Annotated in this window: 15 protein-coding genes; 1 reads left to right on the plus strand and 14 read right to left on the minus strand. The window is 57.6% G+C overall.

Annotated features, from left to right (window positions below):
* Nucleotides 1-214: 214 nt before the first annotated feature.
* The 7 genes from C2L65_RS44575 to C2L65_RS44615 form a co-directional block, all read right to left on the minus strand.
* Nucleotides 215-1669, minus strand: coding sequence for an efflux transporter outer membrane subunit (locus C2L65_RS44575; protein WP_042314336.1), 1455 nt, complete (start codon nt 1667-1669; stop codon nt 215-217).
* Complete coding sequence (locus C2L65_RS44580) at nt 1662-2879, minus strand: efflux RND transporter periplasmic adaptor subunit (RefSeq protein WP_042314335.1); 1218 nt, start codon at nt 2877-2879, stop codon at nt 1662-1664. Before C2L65_RS44580 ends, C2L65_RS44575 begins: the two co-directional genes overlap by 8 nt.
* On the minus strand, nt 2869-6102 hold the full coding sequence (locus C2L65_RS44585; protein ID WP_042314334.1) for an efflux RND transporter permease subunit: 3234 nt from the start codon (nt 6100-6102) through the stop codon (nt 2869-2871). The genes C2L65_RS44580 and C2L65_RS44585 overlap by 11 nt, the downstream gene beginning before the upstream one ends.
* Nucleotides 6103-7151: 1049 nt before the next feature.
* Nucleotides 7152-7421, minus strand: coding sequence for a DUF4148 domain-containing protein (locus C2L65_RS44595; protein WP_081921355.1), 270 nt, complete (start codon nt 7419-7421; stop codon nt 7152-7154).
* A gap of 289 nt (nt 7422-7710) precedes the next feature.
* The gene (locus C2L65_RS44600; protein WP_233446745.1) at nt 7711-8715 is read right to left on the minus strand and encodes a LysR family transcriptional regulator; all 1005 of its coding nucleotides are present in this window, start codon (nt 8713-8715) and stop codon (nt 7711-7713) included.
* Nucleotides 8716-9408: 693 nt separating this feature from the next.
* Nucleotides 9409-9675, minus strand: a complete 267-nt coding sequence (locus tag C2L65_RS46040) for a hypothetical protein (protein WP_156132384.1) — start codon at nt 9673-9675, stop codon at nt 9409-9411.
* Nucleotides 9676-10402: 727 nt separating this feature from the next.
* On the minus strand, nt 10403-11002 hold the full coding sequence (locus tag C2L65_RS44615; protein WP_042314333.1) for a TetR/AcrR family transcriptional regulator: 600 nt from the start codon (nt 11000-11002) through the stop codon (nt 10403-10405).
* Nucleotides 11003-11075: 73 nt separating this feature from the next.
* Here C2L65_RS44615 and C2L65_RS44620 point away from each other — a divergent pair, with 73 nt between their 5' ends.
* Nucleotides 11076-11876: an SDR family NAD(P)-dependent oxidoreductase gene (locus C2L65_RS44620; protein ID WP_042314332.1), complete on the plus strand. Its 801-nt coding sequence runs from the start codon at nt 11076-11078 to the stop codon at nt 11874-11876.
* 427 nt (nt 11877-12303) lie between these two features.
* Here C2L65_RS44620 and C2L65_RS44625 read toward each other — a convergent pair whose 3' ends face one another.
* The 7 genes from C2L65_RS44625 to C2L65_RS44655 all read right to left on the minus strand — a co-directional run bounded on the left by C2L65_RS44625 (nt 12304) and on the right by C2L65_RS44655 (nt 17656).
* A complete protein-coding gene (locus tag C2L65_RS44625; protein ID WP_042314331.1) occupies nt 12304-13110 on the minus strand; it encodes an SDR family NAD(P)-dependent oxidoreductase in 807 nt (268 codons plus the stop codon).
* Between the two features lie 61 nt (nt 13111-13171).
* The gene (locus C2L65_RS44630) at nt 13172-14317 is read right to left on the minus strand and encodes a Gfo/Idh/MocA family protein (protein ID WP_042314330.1); all 1146 of its coding nucleotides are present in this window, start codon (nt 14315-14317) and stop codon (nt 13172-13174) included.
* Nucleotides 14295-14972, minus strand: a complete 678-nt coding sequence (locus tag C2L65_RS44635) for an RraA family protein (protein ID WP_042314329.1) — start codon at nt 14970-14972, stop codon at nt 14295-14297. The genes C2L65_RS44630 and C2L65_RS44635 overlap by 23 nt, the downstream gene beginning before the upstream one ends.
* Complete coding sequence (locus C2L65_RS44640) at nt 14969-15631, minus strand: RraA family protein (RefSeq protein WP_042314328.1); 663 nt, start codon at nt 15629-15631, stop codon at nt 14969-14971. The genes C2L65_RS44635 and C2L65_RS44640 overlap by 4 nt, the downstream gene beginning before the upstream one ends.
* The gene (locus C2L65_RS44645; protein ID WP_042314327.1) at nt 15628-16296 is read right to left on the minus strand and encodes an RraA family protein; all 669 of its coding nucleotides are present in this window, start codon (nt 16294-16296) and stop codon (nt 15628-15630) included. The genes C2L65_RS44640 and C2L65_RS44645 overlap by 4 nt, the downstream gene beginning before the upstream one ends.
* Nucleotides 16293-16703 (minus strand): RidA family protein, encoded by a 411-nt coding sequence (locus C2L65_RS44650; protein ID WP_081921353.1) that lies wholly within the window; start codon nt 16701-16703, stop codon nt 16293-16295. Before C2L65_RS44650 ends, C2L65_RS44645 begins: the two co-directional genes overlap by 4 nt.
* The gene (locus C2L65_RS44655) at nt 16694-17656 is read right to left on the minus strand and encodes a DODA-type extradiol aromatic ring-opening family dioxygenase (protein WP_042314326.1); all 963 of its coding nucleotides are present in this window, start codon (nt 17654-17656) and stop codon (nt 16694-16696) included. Before C2L65_RS44655 ends, C2L65_RS44650 begins: the two co-directional genes overlap by 10 nt.
* Between the last annotated feature and the right edge of the window lie 16 nt (nt 17657-17672).

Below are 17672 nucleotides of genomic sequence, written 5' to 3' on the forward strand. Positions count from 1 at the left end.
AACCTGTACATATCAATAGGTATGCTAAATAGTTAAAACTATTTAATGATTGCGAGAATCTCTAGCGAGCGCGGCAGCATGATTATGAAATTATTTAGAATATCGGAATGCAATATTCCGCGTACAGATAAGCGTGGCAGCTGCGATAAGTCGAACACTTCTTCCTCTGAGGAGTCTTCGCCGCGCCTCGCCGACCATGTTCGTGCGTCTGTCGTCAGACGCCTCCTTTGGATGTGGCGGCCTTACCGGCCGTCTGCTCCTGGCCTACCGACCAACCACCTCCCAGCGCTTGAATGAGACCAACGCTCGCTTCGAGTTGTCGCGTCTGAAGTTGAGTATCGACGAGCTGCGTGCTCAATTCGGTTGTCTGAGCCGTAACGACATCGAGATAGCTCACGGTACCGTCGCGGTAACGCGACATAGAGAGGGCAAGAGTGCGCTTCGCCGCAGCCAATGCCGCGTCCTCCCGGGCTGATTCGTCTCCTAGGTGGTGCAACTGAGACAGGTTGTCCTCGACCTGCTGGAAGGCGGTCAGTACGGTGGCTTTGTACTTTGCACCGTTTTCGGCCAGTTTCGCCTGATCCCGATGGACTATGGCAGACCGTCGGCCGCCATCGAACAGCGTCATCATCAACATTGGCCCTATCGACCACATTTCGTTTGGGGCTGCCATCCACGGCGAGATAGTGTCGCTTTGGAAGCCGCCATCTAGTCCGAGAGAAATGTCCGGAAAGAACGCCGCTTTCGCAACGCCAATTTGCGCGTTTGCCTGAGCCACGCGCCTTTCCGCCGCTGCGATGTCGGGTCGACGTTGCAGCAACGCAGAAGGCACGCCGGTGGGGATGTTGGGCAGATAAGATATCGCATAGGATGGGGGCATGCTGAAACTTGACGCGGGCACGCCAATCAACGTCGCGATTGCGTGTTCATAAAGTGCGCGGCGTGCACGGATGTCAGATTCGGTCGCACGCGCTGAATTGAGTTGTGTCTGCGCGCGGGATACGTCCAGATCGGAAGCAATGCCCCCTTGGCGCCGACTCTCGGTCAATTGCAACGCATGCTGGTACGTCCCGATCGTCTCCGCAAGGATTTTGGACTGCTGGTCCAGGCTGAGCAGGTTGAAGTACGCACCTGCCAGGTCGGCCTCGAGGCTGAGACGAAGGGACTCGACGTCCGCAGAGCTTGCATCCTCTGCAGCCTTCCCGGCCTTAATCTGGTTGCGGACTCGCCCCCATAGATCGAGGTCGTAGTTTAGGCCCACATCGAGCGTAGCGGAGTTGTAGGCGTTGGGCTGATTGGGTCCACGGAGCGGTTTGTTCTCAGATTGCCGTTCTCGTTCAACGTCCGTCTGAAGACCCACTGTGGGGAATAGACCCGAACGAACCTGCTGCAGAAGAGCCGACGCCTCGTCGTGACGCGCCAATGCTGCCTGAAGGTTCGGGTTTGCGGCGACGACTTTGGGCTCAAGCGAATTCAGCACGGGGTCGTGATAAACCTTCCACCAGCCGCTACGGGGGATCTGGTCTGCCGGTTTGGCCTGCATCCAGCTTCCCACCTCCTTGTAGGTTTTGGCGGTAATGGTTGGGGGAACACTATAGGTTGGCGCAAAGGAGCATCCGGCCAATGCGAACATGCCCCCAATAGTCAGGACGACAGGTAGCTTAACCATGAGCTGGCTCCGATGCAGTCTGCGCGATCGCTGCAGCCGCAGCATTTCCGCCCGCCTGGCCTGTTGCGATGCGGACAGGGTCGCCTTGGGCCAAGGAATCCGGAGGGCTGTCGATGACTCTATCGTCAGGCTGAAGCCCGGAGGCAATCTCGACTTGAGACCCGAGGTCTGTAGCGACCGTGACCGTCCTCAGCTGCGCGCGGTTGTCCTTGCCGACGACAGCTACCTGCAGGCCGTCCCGTCGGAAAATGAGCGCACTCGCGGGAATCGTCAAAGCCTGAGAATCGTCAGGCAATGCGAAGTGAACCCGTGTGTACTCGCCGGTGAAGAGCAATCCAGCGCTGTTGTCGACGGTGAGCTGGACGAGCAGGGTGCCGGAAGCGGGGGCAATAGCACTGTCCGTGTCGACCATTTGCGCGGTGAACTTCATGCCGGGACGCTCGGGCACCGTCAGCGTCGCGGTCAAGCCTGGCTTGATGACCGCGGCGTCAATCTGCGGGACGCTAACGTAGACACGCAACTTGCGTACGTCCGATACAGCGAAGAGTTCCGGCCCGGTACCGCTGCCGGCGTCGATCAGTGCGCCGACGTCGGTCTTTCTTGCGGTAACAACTCCGTCAAATGGCGCCGTGAGGCGTTTGAACGATTCGAGCGCGAGAAGACGTCTCACGTTTGCTTGGTTTGCTTGAACGGTCGCCTGCTTTGCAATTAAGTCGCTTGTTTTCTCGTCGGATTCCTGTTGTGAAACCGAATTTTGCGAAAGCATCTCGGTCCAGCGGCGAGCGGTTGTCGCGGCAAGTTTTTCATTGGCAATCGAATTTTGCAGGTCCGCCTGTGCCTGTTGAAGCTGCTGGTCGAGGTCAGGCGTGTCGATGACGCCGAGAAGCTGTCCGGCTTTAACGTGAGTGCCGATGTCTGCGTACCATGCGTGAAGATAGCCAGAAACACGAGCATATATGGGTGCGTTCACCTGAGCGGCCAGTGTACCGGGCAGGATCAGCGGCTGCGTTGCGTCGATGTGCCGGGGCGTGAAGGTGACGACCGTTGGCACCGCCTGCGCATTAGTCCACGTCGTGAGCGCCTGCCTCGCATGGGCGCGACTGACTATTCCGCTAGCAACAATGCCGACCGCTATCAGCACCACCACGGACCCGATAAGTCTAAGGCCCCGCACCCGCGCGGGCGATTTGATTTCGACTTCATTGGACATGCGACTCTCCCATTTCAATAGCTTTGTTGGTTTGAATTCCATTATTGCGGCGATGCACCAGGCTGAACACCACGGGTACGAATAGCAGCGTTGCGAACGTGGCGCAAATCAGGCCGCCAATCACGGCGCGCCCGAGCGGGGCGTTCTGTTCACCCCCGTCGCCCATACCAAGTGCCATGGGTGCCATGCCGATAATCATTGCGAGGGCGGTCATCAGAACCGGTCGGAAGCGAGTAAAACCAGCTTCCATCGCGGCGAGCACCGCGTTTCCGGTGATGGCCAGGCGCTCGCGCGCAAATGTCACGACCAGGATACTGTTTGCGGTTGCGACGCCCATGCAAAGGATCGCGCCGGTTAGCGCAGGCACCGACAGCGGAGTGTGAGTTGTGAAGAGCATCCAGACAATCCCGGCTAGAGCAGCTGGCAGCGCCGTGATAATGACGAACGCATCGCTCCACGAGTGGAAGTTGACGACGATGAGGAGGTAGATCAGGCCGATGGCCGCGACCAGACCCAGGGAGAGGCCCATGAGTGCACTGTTCATCGTTTCGACCTGGCCGCGCACAGTAACGATCGACCCCTTGGGTACATCCTTGGACGTGTCGTGAATGGCATCGCTGATTCGCGAGGAAACAGCACCGAGATCCACCCCCTGGGTCGTCGCAAAAATGTCGTAAAGGGGTTCGATGTTGTAGTGCGAGACGACCGCATCGCCGACTCCACGCCGAATGCCCGCTATACCGCCGAGAATCTGCGATGACCCTGAGTTACCCGTGATAGGAAGATTCTTCAGGTCAGACAGGGTCGTCATGCGATATTGCGGAGTCTGCGCAACGATGGGGTACGAAACGCCATTGGTAGGGTCGAGCCAGTACGTCGGTGCAACCTGGCTTGTCCCTGACAGGCTCGCGACAACGGAGTTCGTGACATCCTGCTCCGTGATTCCCAGCTCATCTGCTCTAGAACGGTTAACGTTGACCGTGAACTGAGGATAGGTTGACGCCTGCTGGATACGTGTGTCGGCAATACCCGGAATGGTGCGAATGCGACGGAGCAGTTCCTGAGCGTACTGGTGGTCGGCGTTCAGGTTCGGTCCAGTAACCTGCACATCGATCGGGGCCGGCGCGCCAAAGTTCAGGATCTGGCTGACAATGTCCGCGGGTAGGAATGCGAAGGTGGTGCCTGGAAAATCTTGAGGCAACGACGTGCGCAATTGCTTCACATAGGCGGCCGTCGGACCGTGTTTCTTGCTTAGCGAAATCAGAATATCGCCGTCTTGCGGGCCGATCGTGCCACTGCTGTTATAAGTCAGGTTGATACCGCTGACCGGCAAACCCATGTTGTCGACTATGCTGGACATCTGGTTCGGCGGGATCGTTGCGCGTACTGCATTCTCCACCTTGTCGAACAGGCTAGCGGTTTCTTCAATACGTGTACCGATCGGAGCACGAACATGGATTGCGATTTCTCCAGAGTCTATCTCCGGGAAGAAGTTTCTACCGAGCCACGGGGTAAGCAGAAACGACGCTGCGACTATCGCGATGAATGAGAGAACAAATGTGCGTCGATTGGCAAGAGCGAGTCCGAGAACAATCCGGTAGCTGCTACGCAAGCGCTCAAAACGGCGCTCGAATCCACGTTGAAAGAGCACGAGAGGATTGCGCGTGAGATGACCGTGGGCATCGTGCGGAACAGGCGACATGACGACTTCCATCGACCCGGTCGTCTGCCCGGCATGCGTTTGCGGCCGCAACAGGTATTGCGCCATCATTGGCACGAATGTCCGCGAGAGGATGAACGAGGAAATCATCGCGAAGATGACGGCCTCGGCCATCGGTACAAACAGGAAGCGTGCGACACCGTTAAGTAGAAGCATTGGGACGAACACGATGCAAATACACAGCAGCGACACAAAGGCGGGCATGACAATCTGCGCGGCGCCATCAAGAATCGCTGACCGAACGTCCTTGCCCTGTTCCAGGTGCCAGTTGATGTTTTCGATGGTGACGGTCGCATCGTCCACCAGAATTCCAACGGCTAGGGCGAGACCACCCAATGTCATGACGTTCAGGGTTTCACCAATCGCAGACAGCGCCGCGATCGCGGCGAGCACCGCCAGCGGAATTGACGACGCGATGATCAACGTCGACCGCCAGCTGCCGAGAAAGAGCAGGATCATGAGAGACGTGAGAACGGCCGCGATAATCCCTTCACGTGCAACACCGCTTACGGCACCCTTCACGAAGACCGATTGGTCTCCCATTGCAACAAGCTTAAGGCCGGGCGGGAGAGTTTCGCGAATCCGGGCGAGCTGTTGTTTCGTCCCGGCAATGATATCGAGAGTTGACGTCGATCCATTCTTGAGAATACTCATCAGGACGGCACGGTGCCCGTCAACACGGACGATGTTGGTCTGAGGGGGCGACCCATCGCGAACGTGCGCGACATCGCGCATGTATATCACGGCGCCGTCAACGGTCTTGATCGGTAGAGCGTTCAGCCGGTCGAGCGCGAGTGGGCTGTTGTTGAGTTTGATGTTGTACTCGTAACGCCCAATCTTCTGTGTGCCGGCCGGAGTAATCTGGTTTTGTGCGGCGAGTGCATTTGCAACGTCTTGCGCAGAGAGTTTCTTTTCTTGAAGTGCTTGCGGATCCAGATCGATCTGAACCTCTCTCACCTTGCCGCCATAAGGTGTCGGAATCGCCACGCCAGGCACGCTAAGAAGCTGGGGGCGGATAAAGTTTGTGGCGTAATCGGCAAGTTTCTGTTCATCAAGCGTGTTGCTGGTCAGTGCGAGCTGGAGCACCGGAACGGTGGACGCGCTGTAGTTGAGAATCTGCGGCGGTGTCGTGCCAGGAGGCATCTGCTTCAGAACGGTTTGGGAGATTGAGGTCACCTGTGCCGTTGCTGTCCGGATATCGACAGTCGGCTGGAAGAAGATCTTGACGATACCAAAGCCGCGGTACGACTGCGATTCGATGTGAGCGATGTCGTTGACCGTCGTCCCCAATGCACGCTCGTAATATGTAACGACTCGACCGGACATGTCGTCAGGTTGAAGTCCTGCATAGCTCCAGACAACGCTGACAACGGGGATGCGAATGTCCGGAAATATGTCGATCGGCGTACGTACCGCGGCGAGAGTGCCGGCGATCAGTATCAGCATGGCGAGCACAATAAATGTGTATGGCCGAATCAAGGCTAATCGGACAATTCTTAACATCGGCGGGACTCCAGCCAAGAAAACAAAGGATGTAATTGTCGAAATCGACAAATGATTTCGACTTGACGTATTCATAGTTTGAATTTTGATTGATGGGGCATTACGACGAATAGCTCGAAAAGTTAAAGAACTTTAAGGTTCCGTCGTTGCCACATGAAGGTGTGCCAGAAGAGGCACGACCTCCTGTCGAGACGTGGGACAGACATAAGTCATGTCCGCAAAAAGCCTCTAGATATGCTCGACCGCTAACTAGCGTTACTCAGGTCGCAATTTTGGCTGCCGGACCTTGACCTGGACATGTCGGGGACTCCTGCACTGCGTTTTCGTGCGCTGCCGCCCGCCACGCGTGTACGGGTGGGTACCGGAACCAATGGAACTACCGTCGGTTGGCTCGATCTGGCCGGTCGTTCCAGAGAGAAGGTGTAACTCCCGAGGTGCTTTACATGCTGGCACTGGCCGCACTATTAGGCGGCGCATGGTTTTTCCGTAGGCCACTATCAGTCCGCGAGTGCCTGGATCACATCCCCGGACTGCCGCACCAGGCCAAGCCTCGGGAAGATGTAATCAACCCACGTGGCCAGATGATGAGGAAGTCGAAGCGGCGTGCGTAAGCGTTGTCGTTGCGAGGCTGCGCCGGAAGTTTCACGGAAAGCAGTTGAAAGCACAAATCGATCCCGTCAACCGTTTCGGGTACAGATTGTCGTGCCATAGGCTGCAGTCTCTGGTCACGACGGCGGACCTGGCAACCGCCTGCTCCTGTCAGGAACCAAAGAATGGCACGCAATAGTCGGACGGTCCCACACATTCGCTGCGTGACGGATCAGAACGGCTCGCTCCGCTGGAAGGTGGGGTGGCGCATCCCGAAAGCATTCCGGCGAGAAATGCGAGCGCGATACTGTATTTGGCCAGTTTTCTGAATAACTATTTCATTTCCGTTGCGCTATCTTTTCTAAAATATGATGAAGACAATTCACGAAAATCACTACGCCCGCGATATACTGATCGATTGATCGTGGTACGCGGGCGCTTTATGCAGCCGTATCGACGGATCAAGAGCCGAAATAAACAGTCGAATTAAGTGACTTCAGCTGACCATCGTTCTGAGCCTGAATTAGTTCCTGCCGAACTTCTGCGCGCGTCTTCTCGTGGCCGTATGAAGGAGCCCAGTTGCCCGATTGTGCGGTTGCCGCGGAAGACGCAGACGAGACAAGCCCCGTCCCAGTTGACGCTGGTTGTGGAACCTCCTGCGCGGATGCAGAAAAAACAGGCAATGCAAAGAGCGCACCTACGATTGCGGTTATGACAATAGTCGATTTCATGATGGACTTTCCACGAGTAGTTGATCAAATAGCCGGTCGCGTGATATTTCGTTTGCGTTTCCGGTTCCTAATAATCATAGCTATATGCGGATATCCGTTAATCAGATAAAAGATGAAGAATATTTAACATCAAACACGCGTCGTATATTCCAGAATTCCCTCTTAACGTTCGTTGGCGCGGCGCCTAGTTGACGGTTCAATTTCTCCGAGAGCGATAGCGATCGGGGTGGGTCGGTGGACCTTCGTGGCATGCGCGGCACGTTGAACCTTGATTACGCGCCGCTCCCGCTCAGGCAACGATTCGAAGAGACGCTGGCGTATCCGCACGAGACCTGTAGTAAGTGGTCGCGAAATCTACAAAGCTGCGCACCCGCATGGTGAGATAGTTGCGTCCCGAGTAGACGATTGAGATTTCACGAGGTCCACCCACCACTTCACACTTCTTCAGAACCTCTCGCAAGGCGCCCTTCGCAATATCGTCTACCACCAGCGATTCGGGAAGAAAGGCAATTCCCATGTCGGCGAGTGCCGCTTCGCGCACCATCATGCAGTTGGTCGATTTCAATACGCTTTTGCCCGACACACGGTTCGTGCTTCCATTGTCCAAAAGGCCCCACGTGTGCAACCCTTCCGATACGGTCAGAAGGTCATGATTCAGCAGTGCATGGGAGTCAAAGGGCTCGCCACGGACTGCGAGGTACCCCGGTGTCGCGACGGCAATATCCTTGATCGATACGAGACGTCGACTCACCAGCGACGCTGCTAACGTATCGCGGTCGGTTGTGAAACACACATCGAAACCCCCTTCGATCATGTCAACGTGCGTATCGAAAATCGTTAAATCGAATTGCACTTTCCGATTGAGTCTGCGGTAAGCCGCGAGCAATGGGCCGAGTCCAGTGACGCTGAAAGATGCCGCCGAGGCGACACGGATGACACCGCTTATATCGCGGGTAGCGCACATGAGATCGGACTCGACTTCGTCGAGCTTGCTCAAAATCGCACGACAGCCATCAAAGTAGTGGCGTCCGGCGTCGGTCAGCGAAAGCCTTCGCGTGGAACGGTTCAGGAGGCGCATGTTCAGATACGACTCGAGCGCGCTCACCGCGCGAGTCACCGCCGCAGCAGAAAGATCCATCTGACGTGCTGCAAGCGTAAAACTTCCCATGTCGACGATGCGTACGAACACCCGCATGGCTTGAATCTGGTTCATGATCGGCAAACCATCAATTGACGAAATCACCGCATCATGAACTTTTTGCCGTAACCGGATGTCGCTGCCCAAGTTAAACATTTTTAATCTTCGGCGGAGGAACTGGCAACTGCGCATTGCATGCGGCGCGATCACAGCAGAACTACGGGTCTGGTCAAGCTGAGTACGTACACGACGCGCTCGACGGCTCGGCTGAACAGAAACCCTTGTTGTCGATCGCATTCAGCGTCGGGCACAGCTTGTCGTACGATGCTGAAACCTGGCGGGAAGGTCATTTCGATTACGCCTGTCGAGGAACTCGCGACGAGCAAGCCGCTCATGCCTCGTTGTGTCCAAGGGAATTTTCTACTACCAATCGTTGCCGGTTCACGGCCTGTCACCGAATCGGTTCGCCGGGAAAGCGCCTATTTATTGCGCGACGGCTCGACCCCGACAGGATTCCGCTCGAACATGACGATAGTTTCATCATCCACGCCCTCGGCCCCACGGTTAGCCCTCACCAACTGGTACGCTTCCCACACGACCCGTTTCGCAATGCTATACGGTTTCGTTGATGTCATGCCATTCATCTCCGCAGTGCAGGTTGGTAACCTTCGTCAACAGGATAACGCCGCCCCTTCGCTCCACCTTCATTACAAAAGCTTCAACACTACTACGAGCGACTCCGCCCCTCGCTCCGAAATCGGTATTCTTCCTCATGGTTTCCGCCATTTGTCATTTCCCTTTGTATTCGAAGCAAGGTTCTCACGTTCCATACCAAAGCCTGTATTGAGCTCATGCCGCCTTTACACCGGCTGCCATCGGGCCCGTAATCAGGTGTCGTCCCGACTGATCCTGGAGCAAACATACGACCCCAGTTTTGACAGCGCTTTTTATAAGTAACGATGCGTCGTCGGACGGTTTGCTTTCGCTGATCTGCTCAATACGTACCTGCCACCCTCCACGGGTAACTTTTCCACGGTCGCTCACCACCGCGCCTTTTGGACGCAGCAGCACCGGGTGGTTTGAAGCCTGCTCCTGAAAGCCGACTTCGGGAGGCATGCGCCCATCTTCAGTACAGCACCGCAGGCTCACGCCTGCGTTCGTGACACACTAAATTTTCTTTTATTAATAGCTACGCTTTTTCTGGTTGAGGAAGTCAGGGTGATCGTCGGGTAACGACCACAGCACGAACGCAACACTACTACCCAGCCCGTCATCAATGCTCGTGCGGCGACTCGGGCTGAAGCCTTGAATCCATGATAACTGCCTTATCACGGCTAGCCGGATATTCCCTGAGGCGGCTTCTTCACGGTCAGGTCCACAGTTCGTCCGCGGCATACGCCAAATGAGGTCGTCGACCTTCGCAGGGTCCGGACGCGGTGCGCCGTTGCCCCTTTCGGGTGTTCGCCGATGTCGTGTCGCTCTTGTCAAAACCAGATTCAGATGTCTCGAAAAGTTGCCGGCTTGACGCTCAGCTTGAACATGCGCTTGCGGCCTGCGAAGTCGCCGAAATGCCTGCGCTGAGCTGCGCGCAATCGCATGATCCGATTACACGCGCCGAAGTACGCGCCGACCTGATTAGCGTCGACGAGATCGGCCGGTTCTCGGTCGAGACAACAAGTACCCCGCCAACATCCTAGGCAGTGGAAGTGAAAGTCGCGGCGCAGGACCGCAACCACTTGTCGAGTGATGCAGTCGGTGGTGTCAAGCAAATCAGCACCGCATCGGGCGGGCCAGCGATGCGCAAGCATGCTTGCGTCGGCCCTGTCTACCGGACTCTCGACACTCACTTCGGAACGACCACCGAACGTCCCTTCACCAGCAACTCGAAGATCGCTTCGAGTTGCTGCACCAGTTGATCGGGCGCGACCTGCGTCAATCCGGCTATCTCGACGATCTGTCGCATGACCTGAAAGCCCGCGATGACGGCCAGAAACATCGCAGCCCGCTGGGACGCTTCTTCGCCAGGCAACATCTGCGTCAGCGGCCGCGCAAAATGTGTTTCGAACTTCCCGCGCAGAATGCCCATTGCCTGCTCATTGTTCGACGATCGCAGCATGATGAGAAAACCGTCCATTGGCGTGACGTCCGATGCCGTTCTCGCCACCAGCGCAGCAGCGATCTCGTGGCATAACGTCGGCACGTCGGGCGCCTTCGTCATGGTTTGTCGCGTGAGAATGCCCGGAGCCGAAAGAACCAGATCGATCACCTCCTGGAATAACCGATCCTTGGACCCGAAATAGCGATTCACCAGCATGGCAGTGACGCCCGCGTTCTCGGCGATCTCGCGCACGCCTACGTCGTAGCCCGATTGCGTGAATGCCTTGCGCGCGGATTCAAGGATTGCCTGACGAGTTGCAGCGCCCTTCTTGCTCAGATTTTTCATAAATTAAACAGGCGTAGACTTTTCAGATCTAAAATTATACACTCGTAGAAATTCTCCGATCAAGGAAGACACTATGGATCTGAAACTGAAGGGGAAGCGTGCTCTGGTCACGGGATCGACCGCGGGGCTGGGCGAGGCAATCGCGAAGTTGCTGGCGGCCGAGGGAACAACGGTGATCGTGCACGGTCGCAATAGCGAACGTGCAGAGGCCGTTGCGTCAGCGATCATTGCGGCGGGGGGCCAGGCCGAAATCGCGCTAGGCGATCTGGCAACCGATGCAGGGGCCGATGCGGTGGCCGCGAGTTCGAGCGAAGGCGGTGCTGTCGACATTCTGGTCAACAACGCTGGCTACTACCACCATCTCAACTGGAGCACGGCCTTGCCCGAGAAGTGGATCGAGACCTATGAGGTCAACGTCCTGTCCGCCGTGCGCATGATCCAGCGACTGGTGCCTGCCATGCGCAAGCGCGGATGGGGACGCGTGATTCAGATCGGAGGCGGACTCGCTGGCCAGCCGATCCCCATGCAACCCGACTACAACGCCTCGCTCGCCGCGCGGCACAACCTGGCCGTTTCGCTGGCGCGCGATCTCAAGGATTCCGGCGTGACGTCGAATATCGTCGCGCCCGGCGCGATTCTCGTGCCGGCCGTCAAGGAACTGCTGGAGAAGATTGCCCCGCAGCATGGATGGGGCGAGACTTGGGAGGACATCGAGCGAGGCTGTGTGCGCGACATGGTGCCCAACGACGTCGGCCGCCTGGGGCGCCCAGAAGAGATCGCGGCGGCGGTGACCTATCTGGCAAGCCCCTATGCCGATTATGTGAGCGGCGCCACGATCCGCGTCGATGGCGGCACAGTTCGCTCCGCATTCTGATCAAAGACGTAGAAGGGAACAGCCATAGCACCTACGCCGACACACCATCACATCCTGGCGAACAGCCACTTCGTTCATTTTGTCAGAGGTTCTCAATGCAAGCACCACCTACGAAGCATCGTCGCCGCTCGGCCCTTCAAGTTGATCGTCGAATCGTCATCGGTAACAACAACTTGGGAGCGAGCGCCGGCTCGTGATCGGATTGCGCCGGCGTCGCCCATCGGCGATCAGACATGGGCCACATCCTTCTTCCGGGTGTTTCCAACCCGGCTTGTATTCGAATCGCAACCGCAGTCTCCGACACCCCGTTCGAAAACGTCGCCGTCGGCAAACAGCGTGTAGGGAAAATTGCGGAAGCAGGTCAATGCCGAATGTTGATCCGCCCCAAGGGAAAGGCAGCAGAGCTGCCTCTCTCAACGCTCTCAACCTAGAGTGTCGGCGTCGATCCGCCATCGATTCGCACGACGGTTCCCGTCAAGAAATCACTCAGCGGGCTGGCTATGTAGCAAACATAGTTCGCGATATCGTTGGGCATGCCGAGTCTGCTTACCGTCTGTCGAACCACGTTCTTGAGGACGTGCTCCTTCGCTTTCTCGATGTCATCTCCCCAACCTTGGCGCTGAGCGATGTCTTGCAGGAAATGAGACAACTGCTGCGTGTAGATCAAACCCGGCATGATCGCATTGGAAGTGACTCCCGAGAACGCCAGTTCCTTCGAGAGGCACAACGTGAAATTGTTCATAGCCGCCTTCGATGCCCCATAGGATGGCATGTTGGCATGGGGCGAGATGCCGTTTCGCGAGGAAATCTGAATGACGCGCCCCCAGCCTCGCGAGCGCATCGCCGGCACAAGGCCGTGAATCATTCGAATTGCTGCGAGGGCGTTGCTATTGAACGACTCGACCCACTCGGGCAAGGTCGTATCGAAGAACGCTGCCTTGCCTTCAACCGGACCGCCCACATTGTTGACGAGGATATCGATCTGCCCGGCGGTGGCAAGCGAGTACTCGATAACCGAGTTTGCACCTTTGTCAGTACTGAGATCCCCAAGGGCATAGTAGGCCGTGCCGCCGGCACCACGAATCTCCTCAACAACTGCACTCGCTCGCGCCTCAGATCGCCCGTGCACAACGACCGTCGCGCCTTCACGCGCCAACGCTCCGGCAATACCTGCGCCGATACCCGAGGTGCTACCAGTAACGAGTGCCGTACGCCCAACCAATTGCAAATCCATAAATCCTCCGAAATGACATCTGTCCCTTCAGTAAGGATGCGACCACCGCCGCCATAGCTCCTCACGCGTGTACGTCGCACCAGTTGCCTGTTTCAGCGGACTGATAGGCCGCTTCGACCACTCGCATCACGGAGTAAGCCTCTTCGAAGTCTGGATGGGCGTGAAGATGATTCCCTGTTCGTATGGCTTCAGCCATTCCGGCGCACATGGCGGCCAGTGGGAAACGTCGCGGTTGCTCCGGATCCTCCAGCAGGTCGAGTCCTGGCACTTTTCGAAAGCATTCATCGATTGATTGCAACTCGAGCTCCCGAGCCTTTCGTCCCGCCAGCCAGAGTTGTACTTTTTGCGGCCCAAGTCCCTCGGCTCGAACGACCAATCGACCGAGTTCGCCAACTGCGTCAATCGAAAATCCTTCGCCTGCTGAAGTACACCACGACACGTCGATTGCGCCGCCGGCACCACTCTTATAGCGAGTCAGCACAGTGGCGGAATCGGCAGTGCCGTTGAGTTTTCTGGAACCGTCGGAGAAGTGAATTTCTGGCAACCTGGTGGAGATATCCGCGCAGACAGCAGCGATGTCACCAAACAACCAGACGAGCACATGCAAAAGGTGAGCGCCAAAATTTCGGAGGGCGCTCGCGCCGCTTCCGGCATCCGTAATCCACTCATAGACGTAGCCTGCGGAAGGACTGAGCAGAATTCCCGTGCGAACGTGACCACGAATCGTCAATATCCTCCCCAGCGCGCCCTTGTCTATCAGTTCCTTCGCTTGCCTGAAGCCCGGCGTGTGCCGATGCAGATTCTCGACGACGGCTATCAGGTTGCGTGACCGTGCCTCCTCTCGTAGCGCAAATGCGTGACCAAGCCCAATTGAAAACGGAAGCGGCTGCATCAGATGCTTCCCTGCTTGCAGGGCTTGCAGAGCCAACGGCGCACGAATGCTCGGACGGGGCGTCACGTCGATGATGTCGAGAGTCGGGTCAGCGAGCATTTGTTGTGCGTCCCACATTGGGCGGGGCACGCCCGTCTCGCGCGCCGCCGCTTCTGCCGTATCCCGGCGCGAAGTACATATCGCCGTCACCTCGACGCCAGGCACGGCGCGCCATGCGTCTATGTGATTCAAACCCCAGTTGGCGCCAATTACGCCCACACGAAGCGGCCTATGCGTCATATTGGGTGCCCCCTCACCGATCCAGGCCGAAGACATGCAAGGTCGACTCACCGGCTCGCAGCCTCGTCAAAACCTCCTTCTCCATCGCATCACGTTTCTCAGCCGCCAGGAGCACCTCACTGACTCGCTCATTGGGAATCGCAACAACACCGTCGGCGTCACCGACGACCAGATCGCCAGGACTCAAGAGGACATCCCCCATCATCACCGGTTTGTTGAGCCATCCCGTCGCGCCGAAGTCCTTTTCCGTGCCGCGAATGCACAATCCCCTCGCGAAAACGGGAAAGCCGACTTCTTCCAGCAAGGCGCCGTCTCTCACACCTGCGTCGATGACCAGACCACCTAGTCGCGCGACGACCGCTGCCGTCGACATGACCTCGCCCCAATATCCTGCTTCGTAGTGACCGCTCGCATAGACGACCAGGATATCGCCTGGACTGGCTGCCTTGATGGCTCGATGAATCCAGAGGTTGTCGTTCGGCGGACAATGCACGGTGAACGCCGGCCCTGCCACCCGGAAACGGGGCGCTGTCGGCTTGATCGATGACGGCAACGCTCCAATCCGGCCGCCCGCTTCGTGAAGCGTCGCTGAGCCGAGCCTGGCGGCCCGCTCAAGCTGGCTTGCGGCCAGGCCTGCTATTCTTCGCACCGGGATCGCCGTATCGGCGAACGAATAGTATTCGTCACTCATGCCGATTCCTTCAACGATTGAAGCCGATGGTATCCAAACCGGCTGCGAGCCTCATCAAGACGGGTGCCCTCTCTAGCGAGAGCGCGAATTGCATCTTCGGCTTGCGCAATTCGCTCAGCGGCGTCAAGGATGGCATCTTCATGGGCGACGGGTAGCACCACTACGCCGTCGGCATCCCCGCGCACAAGATCACCGGGTGCGACCCGGACCGAACCAATCGAAACCACGACCCCAGTGGCTTCCACTTGCACACGATCCTTGCCCGTTCGCATCCAGTGCCCGCGAGAAAACACTGGATATCCGAGCTTGCGACACAGCGCGACATCGCGGCAGATCCCGTCGATGACAGTTCCGGCGATCCCTCGACGATGGGCGATTTCCGTCAAGATATCGCCCCACACCGTCACGTCTTCCCGGCCGCCGTTGTCGAGGACGACAACCGATCCGGGAGGCACGTCATCGATATAGTCGCCCACCGTACCAGCCGGCTTCGAAGCCGGTCCATAAAGCAGCGTAAAAGCTCGCCCCGCCAATCTGAACTCATCGGCGCGTGACTCGATCCGGGCGCATTGCCCGTGAATCCCGAGCCGGTCGAGTGCATCGCTCAACGTCGCGCAGTCGAGCGAGGCGGCACGTTCAACATTTCTGTCCTGTTTCATCGCTTCAGCATCTCCTCATAATCGGCACCCATGACATGCGTAATCGACATGCCTTCCATCAAAGCCTTGCTCATTACGCTCTCGCGAGCGGCTATCTGCTCCGCGGTGTCAAGGACAGCGGCAATGTGAGAGGTAGAAATGAACACGACGGCAGTTCCGTCTGCAATCACGTAGTCGCCGGTTCGCACAGTGACGTCGGAGATCTGCACCGTCCCGCCCGTCTCCAGTTCCGCAACCCGGCCCCGCGCAGTAAGGGCTGTCGACCCACGCCCGTAGATCGGGAATCCCAGTCCGCGTGCTTCGTCGACATCGCGCACAAGACCGTCCGAGATAACGCCCGCAACGCCTCGAACTTTCGCCCCCGTCGACAAGATGCCGCCCCAGGATCCGGCGACGATACCGGTGCGCTGCTCCACTACGATGACATCGCCCCTCTGGGCCATTTCGATGGCCCGCGCACCGAGGTGCGGAGCCGATGTTCCTCTGCTCGACACCTCATCGGCCTTCACCAGCTTTACTGTAATGACTCGTCCGCATATTTTTGCTGGAGTCGATAACGGCGAAAGTCCGATGACCGTGCCCTGAAGGGACAGCTTGTCCAGGCTGTCGGAAACGGCACAGGTGTCGAGGCGGCCCAGCCGCTCCAGAATTGTGGAATCGTTCACGTTGGTTTCCTCAGCACGGCTACGATTTCGAGTTGAACCAGCATTCCGCCTCGGAGCACCGACACGACTGTATGGCGGGCCGGACGATCATGCGCGTCAGGAAATGCGCGCAACCACGCTTCGTTGACAGCACCCCGATGCGCTTCCTCGCTAACGAGAACCCGGACATGGCCGACGTCTCCTGGATCGCCCCCTGCCTTTCTCAACAGGCTTTCCATGTTTGCAAATGCGAATTGCACTTGCGCAGAGAGACCTTCAGCCAGGCGGCCAGTCGACGGGTCCACCCCCATGATTCCGGAGGAGAACAACATGTCTCCGACTCGAGTTCCAAAAGGAATCGGCACGGTATGCGAAATTCCTTCGAGATCAAAGGACTCGCGGTGCGGTCGGTCAGGGTTCATAGCCATTTTGCGAACGCCATACCGACACCCGTTCCACCTTCCGAGCGATATCCGGGGATGTAGTCGACGAGCTTCATGCGCAACCCTTCGAGAGCCCCACCTGCCGCAATCCAGTTCAAAACTTCCGAAGACCCAGACTGCAGCTTGCTTTTCGGCAAAGAAGAAAGCGACTCGCCGTCGCCCTTGGCAAGCCCCTCCAGTACCTGTTGATCGAACTCACTGTCGATAACGAAGTGGCTGAGCCCGCCAGAGGCGACGACGGCAACACGCTCTGCACCCGGCCACGATTCGATCGCCTTGCGGATAGCCTGTCCAAACGCGTAGCAGCGCGCCGCAGTGGGTTGATTCGGAGGAACATAGGTGTTGATCAGCACGGGAATCATCGGGATGATCTTGTCTTCGCGCATGATGCGGCGGCGCACGAACGTAAAGGCATGCCCCAGAGAGCGTTGCTCGTGCTGACGCGAATACTGCGCCACATCGAAGTTCTGCTGCATCAGGTTTTCAATGATGTGGCGGCCAAACTCCGGATGCCCCGGATAGGCTTCCTGCTCCTCACCGTGAAATGCCCACAGCACCGCCGCCCTCGAAGGCACGCTCATGTCGCCGTGGATAAACTCCGGTCTGTCCCAGCTTTTGTCTCCCCAGAAGACTGAAAACGTTGGCATGCAGTCATCGAGGAAGAGTTCCTCCTGGTCGTCGCCGATCAACACGACCACGTCGGGTGCGAGGTCGTCGAGCGTCTGAGCGAGATCGGCAATGGCACTCTGGACCGCGCGATGCTTCCTTTCCCAAACCTCTGGAAGGAGTTCTTCGTCCATCCAGTCGGGCTTGCGCTGCAGAAGCGCTTTATAGGGCGTGCGCTTTTGGTCAATGTGCGCCTGCTCACTCCACCACTTAGGCTCCTGACTAACTTGAGGACTGTGCGACATAGCCAGCCCTAGCACGATCTCGGCCATAAGACTCCTCATTCAT

The organism is Paraburkholderia terrae, assembly GCF_002902925.1.
In the GTDB taxonomy this organism is placed as follows: Bacteria; Pseudomonadota; Gammaproteobacteria; order Burkholderiales; family Burkholderiaceae; genus Paraburkholderia; species Paraburkholderia terrae.